Annotated in this window: 15 protein-coding genes; 1 reads left to right on the top strand and 14 read right to left on the bottom strand. The window is 44.4% G+C overall.

Annotated features, from left to right (window positions below; translation table 11 throughout):
- Positions 1-86: 86 nt before the first annotated feature.
- The 11 genes from prmC to LQ226_RS09800 all read right to left on the bottom strand — a co-directional run bounded on the left by prmC (position 87) and on the right by LQ226_RS09800 (position 10,394).
- Positions 87-950, bottom strand: coding sequence for a peptide chain release factor N(5)-glutamine methyltransferase (prmC, locus tag LQ226_RS09850; protein WP_231417725.1), 864 nt, complete (start codon positions 948-950; stop codon positions 87-89).
- Between the two features lies 1 nt (position 951).
- Entirely contained in the window at positions 952-2,022 is a 1,071-nt protein-coding gene (gene prfA / locus LQ226_RS09845) for a peptide chain release factor 1 (protein ID WP_231417724.1), read from the bottom strand.
- Positions 2,023-2,221: 199 nt separating this feature from the next.
- Positions 2,222-2,647, bottom strand: a complete 426-nt coding sequence (locus tag LQ226_RS09840) for a putative periplasmic lipoprotein (RefSeq protein WP_231417723.1) — start codon at positions 2,645-2,647, stop codon at positions 2,222-2,224.
- Between the two features lie 184 nt (positions 2,648-2,831).
- Positions 2,832-3,449 (bottom strand): thymidine kinase, encoded by a 618-nt coding sequence (locus tag LQ226_RS09835; protein ID WP_231417722.1) that lies wholly within the window; start codon positions 3,447-3,449, stop codon positions 2,832-2,834.
- Positions 3,450-3,658: 209 nt separating this feature from the next.
- Positions 3,659-3,904, bottom strand: a complete 246-nt coding sequence (locus LQ226_RS09830) for a type B 50S ribosomal protein L31 (RefSeq protein ID WP_036780038.1) — start codon at positions 3,902-3,904, stop codon at positions 3,659-3,661.
- Between the two features lie 191 nt (positions 3,905-4,095).
- Complete coding sequence (rho, locus tag LQ226_RS09825; protein WP_231417721.1) at positions 4,096-5,385, bottom strand: transcription termination factor Rho; 1,290 nt, start codon at positions 5,383-5,385, stop codon at positions 4,096-4,098.
- Between the two features lie 339 nt (positions 5,386-5,724).
- Positions 5,725-6,693 carry a class II fructose-bisphosphatase gene (gene glpX, locus LQ226_RS09820; protein ID WP_231417720.1) on the bottom strand — a complete coding sequence of 323 codons (969 nt, stop codon included), beginning with the start codon at positions 6,691-6,693 and terminating at the stop codon, positions 5,725-5,727.
- 113 nt (positions 6,694-6,806) lie between these two features.
- On the bottom strand, positions 6,807-8,093 hold the full coding sequence (locus LQ226_RS09815) for a UDP-N-acetylglucosamine 1-carboxyvinyltransferase (RefSeq protein WP_231417719.1): 1,287 nt from the start codon (positions 8,091-8,093) through the stop codon (positions 6,807-6,809).
- 78 nt (positions 8,094-8,171) lie between these two features.
- A complete protein-coding gene (gene fsa, locus LQ226_RS09810) occupies positions 8,172-8,810 on the bottom strand; it encodes a fructose-6-phosphate aldolase (RefSeq protein WP_231417718.1) in 639 nt (212 codons plus the stop codon).
- A 172-nt stretch (positions 8,811-8,982) separates the two neighbouring features.
- A complete protein-coding gene (gene fba / locus LQ226_RS09805) occupies positions 8,983-9,846 on the bottom strand; it encodes a class II fructose-1,6-bisphosphate aldolase (protein WP_231417717.1) in 864 nt (287 codons plus the stop codon).
- Between the two features lie 188 nt (positions 9,847-10,034).
- Complete coding sequence (locus LQ226_RS09800; RefSeq protein ID WP_231417716.1) at positions 10,035-10,394, bottom strand: response regulator; 360 nt, start codon at positions 10,392-10,394, stop codon at positions 10,035-10,037.
- Between the two features lie 203 nt (positions 10,395-10,597).
- On the opposite strand from LQ226_RS09800, the gene LQ226_RS09795 reads away from it, so the two are divergent.
- Positions 10,598-11,110 (top strand): DUF2529 family protein, encoded by a 513-nt coding sequence (locus LQ226_RS09795; protein ID WP_231417974.1) that lies wholly within the window; start codon positions 10,598-10,600, stop codon positions 11,108-11,110.
- Positions 11,111-11,298: 188 nt separating this feature from the next.
- Here LQ226_RS09795 and LQ226_RS09790 read toward each other — a convergent pair whose 3' ends face one another.
- From LQ226_RS09790 to icmF, 3 genes are all read right to left on the bottom strand, one after another.
- On the bottom strand, positions 11,299-12,897 hold the full coding sequence (locus tag LQ226_RS09790) for a CTP synthase (RefSeq protein WP_231417715.1): 1,599 nt from the start codon (positions 12,895-12,897) through the stop codon (positions 11,299-11,301).
- Between the two features lie 188 nt (positions 12,898-13,085).
- The gene (gene rpoE / locus LQ226_RS09785; RefSeq protein WP_231417714.1) at positions 13,086-13,664 is read right to left on the bottom strand and encodes a DNA-directed RNA polymerase subunit delta; all 579 of its coding nucleotides are present in this window, start codon (positions 13,662-13,664) and stop codon (positions 13,086-13,088) included.
- A 290-nt stretch (positions 13,665-13,954) separates the two neighbouring features.
- Positions 13,955-17,197: a fused isobutyryl-CoA mutase/GTPase IcmF gene (gene icmF / locus LQ226_RS09780; RefSeq protein WP_231417713.1), complete on the bottom strand. Its 3,243-nt coding sequence runs from the start codon at positions 17,195-17,197 to the stop codon at positions 13,955-13,957.
- Between the last annotated feature and the right edge of the window lie 10 nt (positions 17,198-17,207).

Genomic DNA, 17,207 nt, shown 5'->3' with positions numbered 1-17,207 from the left:
GACACCCTTTAGTACTGTACAAGAACGGGGCGTGTCTGACACGCTGGTGTGCTTTAAAGCTGTGCATAGAAAAAGCCTGGCTCGTTTTAGAGCCAGGCTAGGATGATGCGGTCTTTTTGGTTGATGTCTTGTATGACGTTTAAGTTGGCGTATGGGAAAGTTTCGTGAATAATAGCGGAAACATCTTCTCCTTGGTTATGGCCGATTTCAAAGGCAAGGAGTGTTTCTTCTGCTTTTACTTTTGGAACCTGACTCACAATTGCTCGGTAAGCAGCAAGTCCGTTATCGTCAGCAAATAGCGCTAGTTCAGGATCGTGATTGACGACCACATCAGATAAGCTTGAGCGGTCAGATTCTGGAATGTACGGGGGATTAGAGACGATCACATCCATCTTCTCCCCTGTTTCTACAATTGGCTCGAGGAAGCTTCCCTCATAGAAGGAAATCTCTGCTCCAAGACTCGTTGCATTCTCTCTTGCAACTTTTAGCGCCTCAGGGGATAAATCGACAGCTTTCATGGAGACGCGTTGTAGCTCTAGCGCGAGTGTAATCGCAATAATGCCACTACCTGTTCCTATATCCACCATGTTCAGCGTCTGGTCACTCCAGCCTTTCTTTTTCAGCTGATCCGTCACTGCTACAATAAGCTCTTCTGTTTCTGGGCGAGGGATCAGAACGTGACCATTCACGATAAAGTCACGACCGTAAAACTCTTCTTGCCCGATTAGATGCTGAACAGGGACGCCTTCTTCTGCATGGGTGCGGATATCTTTCTCGAACTGAGCAAAAAGCTCAGGATCGATTCCATCCCTTCCATTTGCAAGGAGCTGGGCACGGCTGCATTCTAAATGGTGCATCAGTAATAAATCCGCCACGTTTGCTTCTCGATCTCTCTCCGTTAAAAAAGAGGAAGCCCAGCGACGGGCTTCCCAAATTGTTTGATTCGACATGTTATTCTCCGATCGAAGCAAGCGCTTTTGTTTGTTCTTCCATAATCAACGCTTCTGTGATCTCGTTTAGGTTACCTTCAAGAATCTTATCAAGCTTCTGAATCGTTAACCCAATACGGTGATCGGTCACACGGTTTTGTGGGAAGTTGTACGTACGAATACGCTCAGAACGATCCCCTGAACCAACAGCAGACTTACGGTTCTCATCATACTTCGCTTGTTCTTCCTGTTGGAATTTCTCATAAATACGTGCACGTAAGATCTTCATGGCTTTCTCTTTGTTCTTGATCTGGGATTTTTCATCCTGACAAGAAGCAACGATTCCAGTTGGTTCGTGCGTTAGACGAACGGCAGACATAGTGGTGTTAACACTCTGTCCTCCTGGTCCACTTGATGCGAACGTATCCACTCGAATTTCTTTCTCATTAATGTCGACTTCGACTTCTTCTGCTTCTGGCAGACAAGCGACAGTCGCTGTAGACGTGTGAATACGGCCTCCAGATTCCGTTTGTGGTACACGTTGTACGCGGTGTGCACCATTTTCGAACTTCAGCTTGGAGAATGCGCCACTCCCGTTTATCATAAAGATAATCTCTTTATATCCGCCTACTTCACTTTCATGAGCTTCAATGACTTCTGTCTTCCAGCCATTTGCTTCTGCATAACGGGAGTACATGCGATAAAGGTCTCCAGCAAACAAGGCTGCTTCATCGCCACCCGCTGCACCACGAACTTCCATAATAACGTTCTTATCGTCATTTGGATCTTTCGGGATAAGAAGGATCTTAAGGCGCTCTTCCATCTTGTCTTTCTCTGCAGAGAGTTCAGAAATCTCTTCTTTCGTCATTTCTTTCATCTCATCATCAAGATCTTCTTCAAGCATGGCTTTGGCGTCATCAAGCTGCTGAACCGTATCTTTGTATTCGCGGTAAACTTGAACCGTTTCTTCAAGGCCCGCTTGCTCTTTCGAGTATTCACGTAGTTTGTTTGAATCGTTCACGATTTCCGGGTCGCTAAGCAATTCATTTAGTTTTTCATACCGATCTTCTAAGGTTTGAAGTCTATCTAACACTTGCATCCACCTCTTTTTTGTCCATAACAGTCTAATTATAGTATAGGCGATAAAGGGAGTCAAAAGAAGTCATAACCGCACATTTTTTAAATCCTTTCCCTTCTGGCCTTATGTAAAAAGGTCAGCTACTTGTAGCTGACCTCCTTCTTTATTGCTGTAAAGCAGCGACGGGTGTCTGACACCCTTTAGCTTACTATAGTTAATCGACAATTTTCACTCGGATGTTGTAACGAGGAAGGGCGCGCTGGATGGCTGTTTTAATGTTTTGGGTTGTTACCATGCGCTCGTCATTGCTCTTAATGTCTTCATCTACTGTGACCCTGACGCGCACGACATCTTTATTGAAGATCACACGGCGCACCTTAACGCCTTCTAGAGTGTCGACTGCTTCATATACTTTCTCACGATCTTTACGAAGTCCCCAAGTCTCCCCCACTTGGTTAATCTGCATCGGATTATCTGATTGCAAATTTCGGGAACGCTTCGGCTCATGGTGCATCATGGAATCCGTGTTCCGTGCAAAGAATTGAACATCCTGCACTTCATCTGTCGCCTGTGGATTTGATGCGCATGCGCTTAGTAACACGGCGGCTGCTAAACCTACTGACACTAAAGCTATTCTCATGGAGAAACCTCCTTTTCAGCTTGTTTCTAATAGCTTCTCCATAAGAATCAGGACTATGTTTGAACACAAACGGTAAATCGAGGAAGAAAAGCACTGTAGTGCGGTACCGTGCGAAAGGGTGTCTGACACCATGTACTGCTTTAGTGCACTAAAAAGCCCCTTCCGTTGTGGAAAGGGCGTTTGGTTATGATTTTTGGGTTTGGGTCGCTTTTACGATGTGCCTGGGTTTGTTGGGTACTTCATGGTGATGGCGGCAACGAGGCTCATATGATTCGGAGGCACCGACTAAGATGATCGGTTCGTCATATGAGGCAGGACGGCCATCAATTAAGCGCTGTGTCCGGGTTGCGGGGGATCCGCATACTGGACAGATTGCTGATAATTTCGTAACGGATTCACTGACTGCCATAAAGGTTGGCATACATCCAAACGGTTCTCCACGAAAATCTAGATCCAAACCGGCAACGATGACGCGGTGTCCTCGATCAGCAAGGGTTTGAGCAACCTCAACGACATGATCATCGAAGAACTGAACTTCATCGATCCCTACAACATCTACATTTTCATCTACCACATCAAGAATCTCCGTTGAATGGTCTAATGGTCGAGCTAATACAGACGTTCCATTGTGACTCACGATGGAATCCTCTGCGTAACGGTTATCTAGAGCTGGTTTAAATACTTTTACGGAAAGGTTTCCGTATGTAGCACGGCGGACGCGGCGAATCAGCTCTTCTGATTTCCCTGAAAACATACTCCCACAAATCACTTCAATCCAACCGCTGTGTTTCATCACATGCACAAGCCGGTCTCTCCCTTCTCTTCCTCGTTCCTTTTTCTTATCATGTACCACTTTGTTGGGTACTATCAAAACTCTATATCAAAAGGGGGAATCGCCTAATAACTGGTTTAAGAATTCACCCTTCAAGCTATTCATGGCATAAAAAAACAGGCAAAAGGTTAGACAATTTGCCTGTTTTTTATCTCCAAAACTAAGCGACGAATCGCAACTTAGCCAAGGTTGTATTTTTTCTTAAAGCGATCTACACGGCCACCAGCTTTGTCAGCTTTTTGCTTACCAGTGTAGAATGGGTGTGAAGCTGAGCTAATTTCCACACGGATTAGAGGGTAAGTGTTACCATCTTCCCATTCAACAGTTTCATCAGAATGTAACGTTGAACCCGTTAGGAATTTGTAGTCAGAGCTCGTATCTAAGAATACGACCTTACGGTAATTCGGGTGAATTCCTTCCTTCATGCTTTTCCACTCCTTTTTGCCCTGCGTCCTTAGGAAACAGAGTTATTCTAAGAGGTTTTAATTGGCTGGATCGACCCAGCCGAACTTAAACTCACATAGAAAGATTATAACAGTAGCCCCTCTTAAATGCAACAGCCATTCGACGACTTAAAAGGAGCTCTGTTTGTTTCAATATTTGCTATAAATCCTTGCTATGAACGACGTGAAGAGTTTTTACCCTTCATTTCTTCATCCATGAGTTGGAAAAATTCGTCGTTATTCTTCGAAGATTTCAAACGACGCAAGAAGCGGTCGACGAAGTCGTGCTGGTCGCCCATCGTTTTGCGGATCGCCCAGATCTTCTCAAGATGCGGTTTTGGCAGGAGCAGTTCTTCTTTACGCGTACCTGAGCGCTTGATATCAATCGCAGGGAAGATACGGCGTTCTGCAAGAGAACGATCTAAGTGAAGCTCCATATTTCCGGTTCCTTTGAATTCTTCATAAATAACGTCGTCCATACGAGAGCCTGTATCAACAAGAGCTGTCGCCAGGATCGTTAGACTACCGCCTTCTTCGATATTACGGGCAGCACCGAAGAAACGTTTCGGACGGTGGAATGCCGCAGGGTCAATACCACCAGACAGCGTTCGTCCACTTGGCGGGATCACGAGGTTATAGGCACGAGCCAGACGCGTAATGCTATCCATTAAGATAATGACGTCTTTCTTATGCTCAACAAGACGCATTGCACGCTCTAGCACAAGCTCTGATACCTTAATATGGTTCTCTGGAACTTCATCAAATGTTGAACTGACAACATCCACATCCGGCTGAACAGAACGCTCAATATCCGTTACTTCTTCCGGACGCTCGTCTACAAGAAGGATGATTAACTTAGAATCAGGATGGTTTTGAGAGATGCTGTTTGCAATTTGTTTCAGTAGCATGGTTTTACCGGCTTTTGGTGGTGCTACTACAAGACCACGCTGACCGAAACCAACCGGTGTCATGAGGTCGATAATTCTCGTTGAAAGCTTTTTCGTCTCAGTTTCAAGTCCCATCATACGATCAGGATATAGTGGCGTTAGAGCCGGGAAGTGTACACGCTCTTTTGCGGAATCAGGGTCTTCGCCGTTAACAGCATCAACGTGAAGAAGGCCATAGTAGCGCTCATTTTCTTTTGGCGGACGTACTTTACCCGACACCTTATCCCCATTTCGAAGATCGAAACGACGGATTTGTGACGCTGAAATATAAATATCTTCTGCACTTGGAGAGTAATTAATCGGACGTAAGAAACCAAAGCCTTCTGAAGGGATAATTTCTAGAATTCCGTCCATGAATAGGAAGCCATCTTTTTCAGCTTGCGCCTTTAAGATCGCAAAGATTAATTCTCGTTTCGTTAATTTCGCATAGTAAGAGACTTTATATTCACGTGCTAAGGAATAGAGTTCCTTTAAATTTAAGGTCTCAAGATGCGATATGGATAGTGAAACGGACACAATATCACCACACCTATGTTTATTTATTTTTATAATCTATGAAAGGAAACAGTTCGAATATAGCTTCTGCAATGGATAAAAAATGGATCTTTTTTAATTGAAGGAAGTCTTTAGAAGCTAGAATAGAAGTTTGCCAACGGGGTTTAAAAAACGAATTTTTATGGATGCTTTTTAAACAACTATCATTTTAACCCTAATCCATCTGTTTATTCAACTCCAGATTAAAAAAAATGAGCGCACCCTTTATGAGAGTGATTTTTAAGAGTAGAAGAAGAAGTTCTTTATGAATAGGTAAGCGACTACTCATACGTGATGAAGCAGTCGCTTAGTCTATCTTTTTTATGGTTTAATTACTAGATTTGGTTTCTTTTTCAGAGAATGGTCGCCATCTATAAAGCGAACCGTTCCTGATTTCGCGCGCATGACAACCGTTTGGGTCGTCGCATGCACACCTTTGAACTGTACACCTCTGAGCAATTCACCATCTGTAACGCCTGTTGCGGCGAAAATGGCGTCGTCGCCTCCACAAAAGTCATCCATATGTAACACTTTGTGAATATCATCGATGCCCATCTTCATACAACGTTCTTCTTGTTCAGCGTTCTCCGGGAGTAATTTCCCTTGAATTTCTCCACCTAAACATTTCAGAGCGGCTGCTGCTAAAACGCCTTCTGGAGCTCCTCCGCTTCCGAACAAAATATCTACGCCTGTATGATCGAATGCTGTATTGATCGCCGCTGCTACATCTCCATCAGAAATGAGCTTAATGCGTGCGCCCGCCTGTCTGATCTCTTCGATCAACCCTTCGTGACGCTTTCTGTTCAATACAATGGCCACAACATCCTCGACATCTTTGTTCTTGGCTTTTGCCACTGCCTTTAAATTCTCTTCAACGGAAGCATTAATGTCGACTAAGCCGACTGCCTCCGGTCCAACGGCTAGTTTCTCCATGTACATATCTGGTGCGTGAAGAAGTTTACTATGATCAGCTACAGCGAGAACAGAAAGTGCATTCCACGTCCCTTGTGCCACGATGTTGGTTCCTTCTAAAGGATCAACCGCTACATCGACACGGGGGCCGTATCCATTTCCGAGCTTCTCTCCTATATAAAGCATAGGAGCCTCGTCCATTTCCCCTTCTCCGATCACCACTGTGCCTTTCATTGGAATTGTATCAAAGACGTCACGCATAGCGCTTGTGGCTGCGTCATCCGCTTCATCTTTCTTTCCTCGTCCCATCCAGCGCGCTGACGCAAGCGCCGCGGCCTCTGTGACGCGTACTAATTCCATCGTTAAACTTCTTTCCATGGTAATTCCTCCCCTTGTTTGTAAGCGTGGCTTAAGAGAAGCTCCCTCCCACAAGAGCCTCTCCCCTCACGCTTTACGTTGGTTGATCACCCACATCTCCATGGAACACACGTTTAAGAATTTTGAAATTGTTCGATTTCGGCTTCAGTCATTTTCTCACGCCAGATCACAGCACCAAGGTCAGAGAGTTTCTCTACTAAGTTCTCATATCCCCGGTCGATGTGTTCAAGACCTGTGATTTCTGTTACGCCGTTCGCCATTAAACCTGCTGCGACAAGAGCAGCACCTGCTCGTAAGTCGCTTGCTTTTACCTTAGCCCCTTGAAGGGTTATCGGCCCATTTACAATGGCCGAACTTCCTTCCACTTTGATGTCTGCATTCATACGACGCAGTTCATCAATGTGTTTAAAGCGTGCTTGATAAATCGTATCCGTTACAACGCCTGTCCCTCTTGCTTGTGTTAAAAGTGAGGTAAAAGGCTGCTGGAGATCCGTCGGGAACCCTGGATAGACGAGTGTCTTAATATCCACGCTTGTCAAAGGATTTGAACGTCTGACAAGGAGTTGATCATCTCCGGTTTCCACTACAATCCCCATCTCTCTTAATTTCGCAATCAAGGATTCTAAGTGTAGAGGGATGACATTATCAATAATGACTTCCTCTCCCTTAGCCGCTGCCATGATTGTATACGTCCCTGCTTCAATACGGTCCGGAATGATCGTATGCTGGCAGCCACTTAAATGGTCAACGCCCTCAATACGAATCACATCTGTTCCTGCTCCTTTAATTTTAGCCCCCATGCTAGTTAAAAGAGTCGCAACATCAATAATCTCCGGTTCCTTAGCAGCATTTTCAATAATCGTTTTCCCTTTTGCCTTTACAGCTGCAAGCATAATGTTAATGGTTGCACCAACACTCACCACATCAAGGTAAATGCGTGCTCCACGTAATTCTTCTGCTCTAAGGTAAATTGCTCCTTGCTCATTGGTAACTTGAGCCCCAAGAGCTTCAAAACCTTTAATGTGCTGGTCAATTGGGCGAGGACCTAAATGGCATCCTCCAGGTAAGCCGATTACAGCTTTCTTAAAGCGACCTAACATCGCCCCCATAAAGTAGTAAGAAGCGCGAAGCTTCTTTACCCGTCCGTTTGGCAGGGGCATCGAGATCATGTCTGAAGGATCAATATAAATATCTTGGCCACGTTTAGAAACGCGCCCTCCTATTTCCTGCAGTAAGTGGCTTAGAGTGTCAACATCAGAAATATTCGGTAACCCCTCAATTGTTACAGGTGATTCAGCTAGAATAGCAGCCGGTAGTAATGCGACCGCACTGTTCTTCGCTCCGCTGACGCGTACCTTCCCTTTGAGAGAGTGACCTCCTTCAACAAGCAATTTTTCCATGACGGACTCCCTTCTTTCATGTAAAGCCTATTTTAGATTAGGCTTATTTTGCACAATATTTCCAAGTTCATGCACGATTTATTTATTCCAATCGTTCTTGAACTTTTCAATACCTTGATCAGTTAGTGGATGTTTTACTAACTGAGTAATAACTTTCAATGGAATAGTCGCAATATGCGCACCATGTAAAGCGGCTTCTGTTACGTGCATTGGATGACGAACAGATGCAGCGATAATTTCTGAATCAATGCTGTGACGGTCGAAAATCTCTGCGATTTGCGCGATTAAGTCCATCCCGTTTTGACCGATGTCATCCAGGCGACCTAAGAATGGTGATACGTATGTGGCACCAGCGCGCGCAGCTAAAAGCGCTTGGTTGGCATTAAAGATAAGCGTTACGTTTGTTTTAACGCCCTTTTCTGATAATTTCTTAACAGCTTTTAGTCCTTCAAGCGTCATTGGAACCTTAATTGTAATATTCGGTGCAATCTTTACTAATTCCTCTGCTTCGCGCAACATTCCTTCTGCATCTTCTGCCATAACTTCTGCGCTTACAGATCCTTCTACTTCATCTGTGATTTCTTTTAAACGGTCATGAAACGAAACGTTTTTCTCTTTCGCAACTAGTGAAGGGTTTGTTGTAACTCCTGCTAGGATTCCTAATGCGTTTGCCTCGCGGATTTCGTCAATGTTCGCTGTGTCGATAAAAAATTTCATGTGAATTTCCTCCCCTAATGATGTGCAATTATTTATGTGAGCTGTTCACTTCCCATTTAAGTGAACAGAAACCACTCTTTAGATCTATATAACTAGTACTTTCGCCATTTAAAACGTTTTCATTTTATATAAAAGGAAACCGCCGAACTAGCGGCGGTTACTCTTTTGTTTACTATGCCTTCTGAGAAGAACCGAATTCGCGCATTTTGCCGATTACAGTTGCTTTGATCGCGTCGCGACCAGGACCCATGTATTTACGAGGATCGTAAAGGTCAGGCTTTTCAGCAAGAACTTCGCGAATCGCTTTACCTTGGGATACTTGGTTCTCAGTGTTTACGTTAATTTTCGCAGTACCGAAGGAGATTGCTTTTTGAATGTCAGCAGTTGGGATTCCAGTACCACCATGAAGAACTAGAGGCTTGTCTACAAGACCCATGATTTCTTCCATACGGTCGAAGCCTAGGTTAGGTTCACCTTTGTAAGGTCCGTGAACAGAACCTAATGCTGGAGCGAATACGTCAACGTTTGTTTCATCAACAAGTTGCTTACACTCAGATGGAATTGCGTATGCTGCTTCAGCATCGTCAACGATTAGATCGTCTTCCTGACCACCAACACGGCCAAGTTCTGCTTCAACAGATACACCGTGGATATGAGCTAATTCAACAACTTTCTTCGTAACAGCGATGTTTTCTTCTAAAGGATCATGAGAAGCATCGATCATTACAGATGTGAAACCAGCGTGGATTGCTTCCGCACATTTTTCGAAGCTAGAACCGTGGTCTAAGTGAATCGCAACTGGAACTGTTGTACCGTAAGATTCCATAAGTGCTTCTACCATTGATACAACAACTTTGAAGCCACCCATGTAACGTGCTGCGCCTTCAGATACACCTAAGATTACTGGAGATTTCTCTTCTTCAGCAGCCTGAAGAATCGCTTGAGCGTACTCCAAGTTGTTTAGGTTAAATTGGCCAACACCATAACGGTTTTCTTTAGCCGTTTCTAACATTTCTTTCATTGATACTAGCGGCATGGACTAGTCCTCCTTTATATACTTTCACAGAATCACATCGTATAGTGTTTACACCATCATACGTTCCAATTCTCTGACATAGGAATTTAACACCTTTTCCTTACATAGCATACCAAGTCCATACCACTGGTGCAACAGCCCAATTAAACGTTAGCGCTTACATAAACATTTTTCCTGCAAACGCCGGTCTAATGCAAAATATTCAAAATAATCTCCCTAATTTCTTGTACGTTAAAAGGCTTCGAAATAACCGTTTTTACAAGGGAGTGTGAGTGAGCCCCCTGCAGATCATCTTCTGATAATCCACTCATAAGTACAGCAGGAATTTGATAGTTCTCTGCTTGTAATTCATCCAGTACTTCAAGACCATCTTTAACCGGTAACTTATAATCTAATAGTAAAAGGTCTGGATGTTGTTCTTTGACGAAATCGACTGCTTCTTGCCCTGTTTTTGCTTCGATTACGTTTAGTTCCATCGTTTTCAGTACTTCTCTTAATAGCATGCGTATTCCAGGTTGATCATCAACCACTAATACTGACTTCGTCATAGTTCCCCTCCGTCCAAGTGTTTAATCCTTTAATTTATGTATGACCTTTACATTATGTCAATTCGCTTAAAGAATAGCGAATTCCTGCATGCTTTTTCCGAAAACCCTAATATTCCCTTTTGCTCTATTATTTTACGGAAAGTTTAAAAGCCGATACAATATGAACGAGTTCATGCTAAAAGGAGGAAAACCCGTTGCTTAAAATGCTAGCTACTCAAATTACCGGCCTTTTCAGAGGGATTCATGAGAAGGAAGAATTTCAAATAGAAGATGTTGCCCGTTCTTTATCACAAGCTGTTGTGGGGGATGGTCGGATTTATGTGAAAGGATTTGGTGAAATGGTTGCCATTGAATCTGAAGTGCAATCAGGTCCTGAACCTTTGCCGAAACAGCACGTTTATGACCCTTCTGTCTCCTTAAGTCATCTCGATCGCGTAATTGTTGCTTCTCGCTTTGCAGACGATGAGAATGCTTTATCGTTCATCAAGGATGTGCAAGAGCAAGGTGCGGAAGCTATTCTTATTGCTGCTGAGACAAAAGAGGACAATCCAGCTAAAGAGCAAGCGGATTTCTTTATTAACACCAGAGCAAAAGGACCGCTTCTCCCATTTGAAATGGAGCGCGTCGGCTTCCCAAGCACCATAGCCATGCTATATGTCCACCACGCCCTCTTCGTCACCGTCAAAGAAATCACCGACGAATACGACATCGACTAACACTTCTATGCGGTGAAGGGATGGTGCGTGTCAGACACCGTTTAGTGCTTTAATGAAGTGCAGGGTGTTTGACACGATTTAGCGCTTTACCAGTGTGCAGGGTGTCTGACACCCTGCTGTTCTTTACAGCGTTAAAGTGAATAGGGTAAAAAAAGCCTGCCGGGTGATCGGCAGGCTTTTTAGTGGTTTTATTTCTGACATGCTCCTACGAAGCCGTGGAATAGGCTTTGTGGGTTTGTCGGACGAGATTTGAACTCTGGGTGGAACTGGGATGCAACGAACCAAGGGTGGTCTTGAAGTTCGATGATTTCTACAAGGCGGCCATCTGGGCTTGTCCCTGAGAATAGGAAGCCTTGGTTTTCCATTTCTTCACGGTACTGGTTGTTGAATTCATAGCGGTGACGGTGACGCTCATAAATCACTTCTTCACCGTACGCTTCTTTCGTACGAGTACCTGCAGTAAGCTTGGCAGGGTATACGCCTAAACGAAGTGTGCCGCCCATATCTTCTACATCTTTCTGTTCAGGTAGAAGGTCAATGATTGGGTGAGCCGTTGTTGGGTCGATCTCAGCAGAGTGAGCACCGCTGTAGCCAAGTACGTTACGAGCAAATTCAACCGTTGCTAGCTGCATACCTAAGCAGATTCCTAAGAACGGAACTTTCTGCTCACGCGCGTAGCGAATCGCTTCGATTTTACCTTCAATGCCGCGGTCACCAAATCCACCTGGTACTAAAATGCCGTCAGCGTGGGAAAGTTTCTCATCAACGTTTGCTGCTGTTACTTCTTCTGAGTTTACCCAGTCAATTTTAATATCACTATCAAAGGCATAGCCTGCGTGTTTCAGTGCTTCGACAACAGAAATATACGCATCTGGTAATTCTACATACTTACCAACTAAAGCGATTGTTGTTTCAGATTTTAAGTTTTTCACTCGATCAACTAAACCGTTCCATTCTGTCATATCTGCTTCTCCGCAGCTTAAGCCAAAGTGGTCACACGTAATTTGATCAAGGCGCTGGTCCTGTAGCATAAGTGGTACGTCATATAGCGTTTCCGCATCTCCAGCTTCAATAACGGAATTCTCGTTAATGTCACAGAATAGCGCAATTTTATTCTTCATATCCTGGCTAATTGGCATTTCTGTACGAAGCACGATAACGTCTGGCTGAATTCCAAGAGAACGCAATTCTTTCACCGAGTGTTGGGTTGGTTTTGTTTTCATTTCACCTGCTGCTTTAATATAAGGCACTAGCGTACAATGCAGGTACATCACGTTTTCTTTTCCGATGTCACTCTTAATCTGACGGATGGCTTCTAGGAATGGAAGAGATTCGATATCCCCTACCGTTCCGCCGATCTCCGTAATAACAACGTCAGCATTTGTTTCTTTACCGGCACGGAAAACGCGTTCTTTAATCTCATTCGTGATGTGAGGAATGACCTGAACCGTTCCTCCTAAATAATCACCACGACGCTCTTTCTTGATGACAGTAGAATAGATTTTACCTGTTGTAACGTTGCTGTATTGGCTTAAGTTAATATCGATAAAACGCTCATAGTGTCCAAGGTCTAAGTCGGTTTCTGCTCCATCTTCTGTTACGAAAACTTCACCGTGCTGATACGGACTCATTGTACCCGGGTCTACGTTGATATATGGGTCAAACTTTTGAATCGTTACTTTTAATCCTCGGTTTTTCAATAGACGACCAAGTGATGCTGCTGTGATCCCTTTCCCAAGAGAAGATACAACCCCACCGGTTACAAAGATATATTTCGTTTCTGCCATTTCGTCATCCCTCTTCCTTTATTTAATCCTCAGGAGGTCTTCGATACTTATATGCTATACATTTCATTATCTTTTTATAAAATAGAAAAGCGCTCCCGTTAAATCTAACGGGAGCGCTTTAGTTTCCGATCTCTTTTAGAGAGCCCAAATAAAATAATACTGACTTCAGGAAAGAAAGTCAAGAACGCTTATAAATCTTCGTTTTTGTCTTCCTCTTCATCATCATCATCGTCGTCTTCTTCGTCATCATCGTAGAGATTCTTTTCCTCATCGTCGTCATAGCTTGGATCTGTGTCTTCATCTTCAGCTAGATCGTAGTCTCCATCTAAACCACTGTTCTCTTCCCCGTCTTCGTCGAGGTCAAGTTCTTCGTCATCTAGATCAAGATCATCTTCGATCTCTTCTTCTTCGATGTCTTCCTCTTCTTCTTCAACAGGAGCTGCAGCTTTTTTCTTCTTAGGAGCAGCTTTCTTTTTCTTCTTAACAGGAGCTTGAATTTCTTCTTCAGCTTGTTCAACAGGATACCAACGCTTCAGTCCCCACATGTTGGAACCAATCGTAAGGAAACGGCCATCTGTATTTAAATCCGTAAAGAATTGAGCAATACGATCCGTTTTCTCTTCTTTGGAAAGTCCTTTAATCTCGCTAATTTTATTGAATAGGTCTTGAAAATCCAGCGCTTGCTTTTCGTCAAGTAAGATCTCATGCGCGATTTCTAGCATAGACATTTCAGCAATCTCGTCGTGGCTATAGTTTTTAAAGCTCACGTACAGCACTCCCTTTATATCAAATATTTACTCATCATAACATAATAGTATAAATTCTACGTTGTTCGGTTTCAACCATATCATACATTATAAACAATTCAATATTGTTTATGCTAGAGTTTCGCCGAGTTTTTTCATGTGAAGGACGCTTCCTTTAGCACACTACAGCACAGCAGGGTGTCTGACACCCTTTATTGCTCTACCCCACTACAGCGTGTCTGACACCCTTCACTGCTCTGCTGCGTTAGAGCGTGAGAAAGGGGAACCTTTTTGGGTTCCCCTTTTGTGGTTTACATGTTGCGGCGGTATTGGCCGCCGACTTCGTATAGGGCGTTTGTGATCTGGCCAAGGCTTGCGACTCTTACGGTTTTCATTAATTCTTCGAAGATGTTGCCACCGCTCGCGGCGACTTGCTTTAATTGTGCTAAAGCGGCTTCCGTTTCATTCTCATGTTTCCCTTGGAATTCTCGTAAAGAAGTGATCTGATGCATCTTCTCTTCTTTTGCAGCTCGCGCAAGCTGCATGGAGTTAATGTCATCTTCAGACGATGGGTTTGGATTCAGATACGTATTCACGCCAACGATCGGCAACTCTCCGCTATGTTTCTTCCCTTCATAATAGAGAGACTCTTCCTGAATCTTTCCACGCTGGTACTGTCGTTCCATCGCACCAAGGACACCCCCGCGATCATTCATGCGTTCAAACTCCTGCATAACCGCTTCTTCCACAAGGTCTGTCAGCTCTTCAACAACGAACGAGCCTTGTAAAGAGTTCTCATTCTTCGTTAATCCGAATTCTTTGTTGATGATCATTTGAATCGCCATCGCACGGCGAACGGATTCTTCCGTAGGCGTCGTGATCGCTTCGTCATAGGAATTCGTATGAAGAGAGTTACAGTTATCTTGTATAGCGATGAGTGCCTGCAGCGTCGTACGAATGTCGTTAAAGTCAATTTCTTGAGCGTGCAGGGATCGGCCTGACGTTTGGATATGATACTTTAACTTCTGACTTCGTTCATTTGCACCGTACTTATCGCGCATGACAATCGCCCAAATTCGGCGAGCTACCCGACCAATAACGGTATACTCAGGGTCGAGACCATTCGAGAAGAAGAACGAAAGGTTCGGAGCAAATTTATTAATATCCATGCCCCGGCTTAAATAGTACTCCACATAGGTAAATCCATTCGCAAGTGTAAAGGCGAGCTGCGTAATCGGGTTCGCCCCTGCTTCTGCAATATGGTAACCAGAAATCGATACAGAGTAATAGTTGCGCACCTCATGGTCGATGAAGTACTGCTGAATATCTCCCATCATACGTAGGGCGAATTCAGTTGAGAAGATACATGTGTTCTGTCCTTGATCCTCTTTTAAAATATCCGCCTGCACCGTTCCCCTTACAATAGAAAGGGTTTCTTCTCGTATTCTTTCATATTCCTCAGCCGATGGCGTGCGACCTTCTTGTTCTTTAAACTTCTCAAGCTGCTGGTCAACGGCTGTGTTAAAGAACATCGCAAGTATGATCGGCGCCGGTCCGTTGATCGTCATTGATACGGATGTGGTTGGTTCGCATAAATCAAATCCGTCATACAGCTTCTTCATATCTTCTAGTGTACAAATCGAAACGCCACTTTCCCCGACTTTTCCGTAGATATCCGGACGTTCATCCGGGTCTTCACCGTAAAGCGTTACGGAATCGAAAGCAGTACTTAAGCGCTTCGCAGGTTCGCCTTCTGATAAATAGTGAAAACGACGGTTCGTTCGTTCAGGTGTGCCTTCACCGGCAAACTGACGGGTTGGGTCCTCCCCTTTCCGCTTAAACGGAAACACTCCGGCTGTGAACGGGAAAGCACCCGGTACGTTTTCTTTAAGCATCCACAGTAAACGATCGCCAAAGTCCTGGTAATGAGGGAGCGCGACCTTTGGAATCTTAAGCCCGGACAGCGTCTCTGTGTTAAGGTCCATTGTAATTTCCTTATCACGCACTTTGAAGGTCATCTTATCCTGAGCGTAGCGCTCTTTCGTATCGTCCCAGTTCTCAAGCATTTTCTTAAGGTCAGGCTGCAATTTCAACTCATAAAACGAAGCCATTTCATCCACATGCTCGCGGATCTCTTCATTCTCGATCGCACTGACTGCCCCTTTTAACTGGTACCATTTGCGTGCCACTTCGCTTTGGTTCTGGGCCATTTCATGATAGCCCCTGACCGATTGAACGATGTCCCGTAAATATTGACGGCGCTCCGGAGGGATAATCAAGTTCTGTTTCTCAACCTCTGTCACTCGTTCAAACGATGTTCCCTCTTCCCAGCTATATGTTTCATTCAACTTATCTACAAGAGCTGCAAACAGCGTGTTCGTTCCGGGATCGTTAAACTGGCTTGCAATCGTTCCATAGACCGGAAACGATAAAGGGTCCTGATGAAACAGACCGTGACTGCGCTCATACTGCTTACGGACCTGCCTTAACGCATCTTCAGAACCTTTTTGCTCAAATTTATTAATGACGATGAAATCAGCAAAGTCAATCATATCAATCTTCTCAAGTTGTGAAGGGGCACCAAATTCAGCTGTCATCACATACATCGAAAGGTCCGTTACATCCGTAATCGCAGCATCTCCCTGACCGATCCCGCTTGTTTCAACGATGATAAGGTCAAAGCCTGCCACTTTTACAACATCAATGGCTTCTTGAATGGATTTCGATAGTTCGCTTCTTGAGTCACGAGTTGCGAGTGAGCGCATATACACACGGTCTGAGAAGATCGCGTTCATTCGAATACGGTCCCCTAAAAGCGCTCCGCCGGTCTTCTTCTTAGTCGGGTCTACGGATAGAATCGCTACTTTCTTATCTGGGATTTCATTTAAGAAGCGACGAATGAGTTCATCTGTCAGCGAGCTCTTCCCGGCTCCGCCTGTTCCGGTAATGCCAAGGACAGGCGCTTGTGAGGGCTCTGTTGCTAGTAGTTGTTCAACAGCAGAAGCGACTTCCTCATGAGCGTGGTCCGAGTTTTCTACATACGTAATAAAGCGGGCGATCGCTTGGGGATTGCCGCTTTTTAGACTTTCTGTCGCTGTATCTAAATCGAGTGGGGTTACGAAATCACACTCTTCTAGCATTCTATTAATCATGCCTTGAAGCCCGTACTCTCGCCCATCTTCCGGCGAGAAGATGCGTGATACGCCGTATTCGTGAAGCTCTGCGATCTCACGAGGTATAATAACTCCCCCTCCGCCTCCATATACACGTATATGCGTGGCACCTTTTTCTCGAAGTAAATCGATCATGTATTTGAAATATTCTACGTGACCACCCTGGTACGAAGAGATCGCAATCCCTTGCGCATCTTCATGAATCGCCGCGTTCACGACTTCTTCCACCGAACGGTTGTGACCGAGATGAATCACTTCAGCCCCGCTTGACTGAAGGATGCGGCGCATAATGTTAATTGACGCATCGTGCCCATCAAACAAGCTTGAAGCCGTTACGAAACGAACGGCGTTCTTTGGCTGATAGATTTGTACTTGTTCCATTTCCATTCCC

The organism is Pontibacillus sp. HN14, from assembly GCF_021129245.1.
Taxonomy (GTDB): Bacteria; Bacillota; Bacilli; order Bacillales; family BH030062; genus Pontibacillus.
The sequence above is the reverse complement of the archived record's forward strand: the minus strand, read 5'-3'. Positions and strand labels throughout refer to the sequence as shown.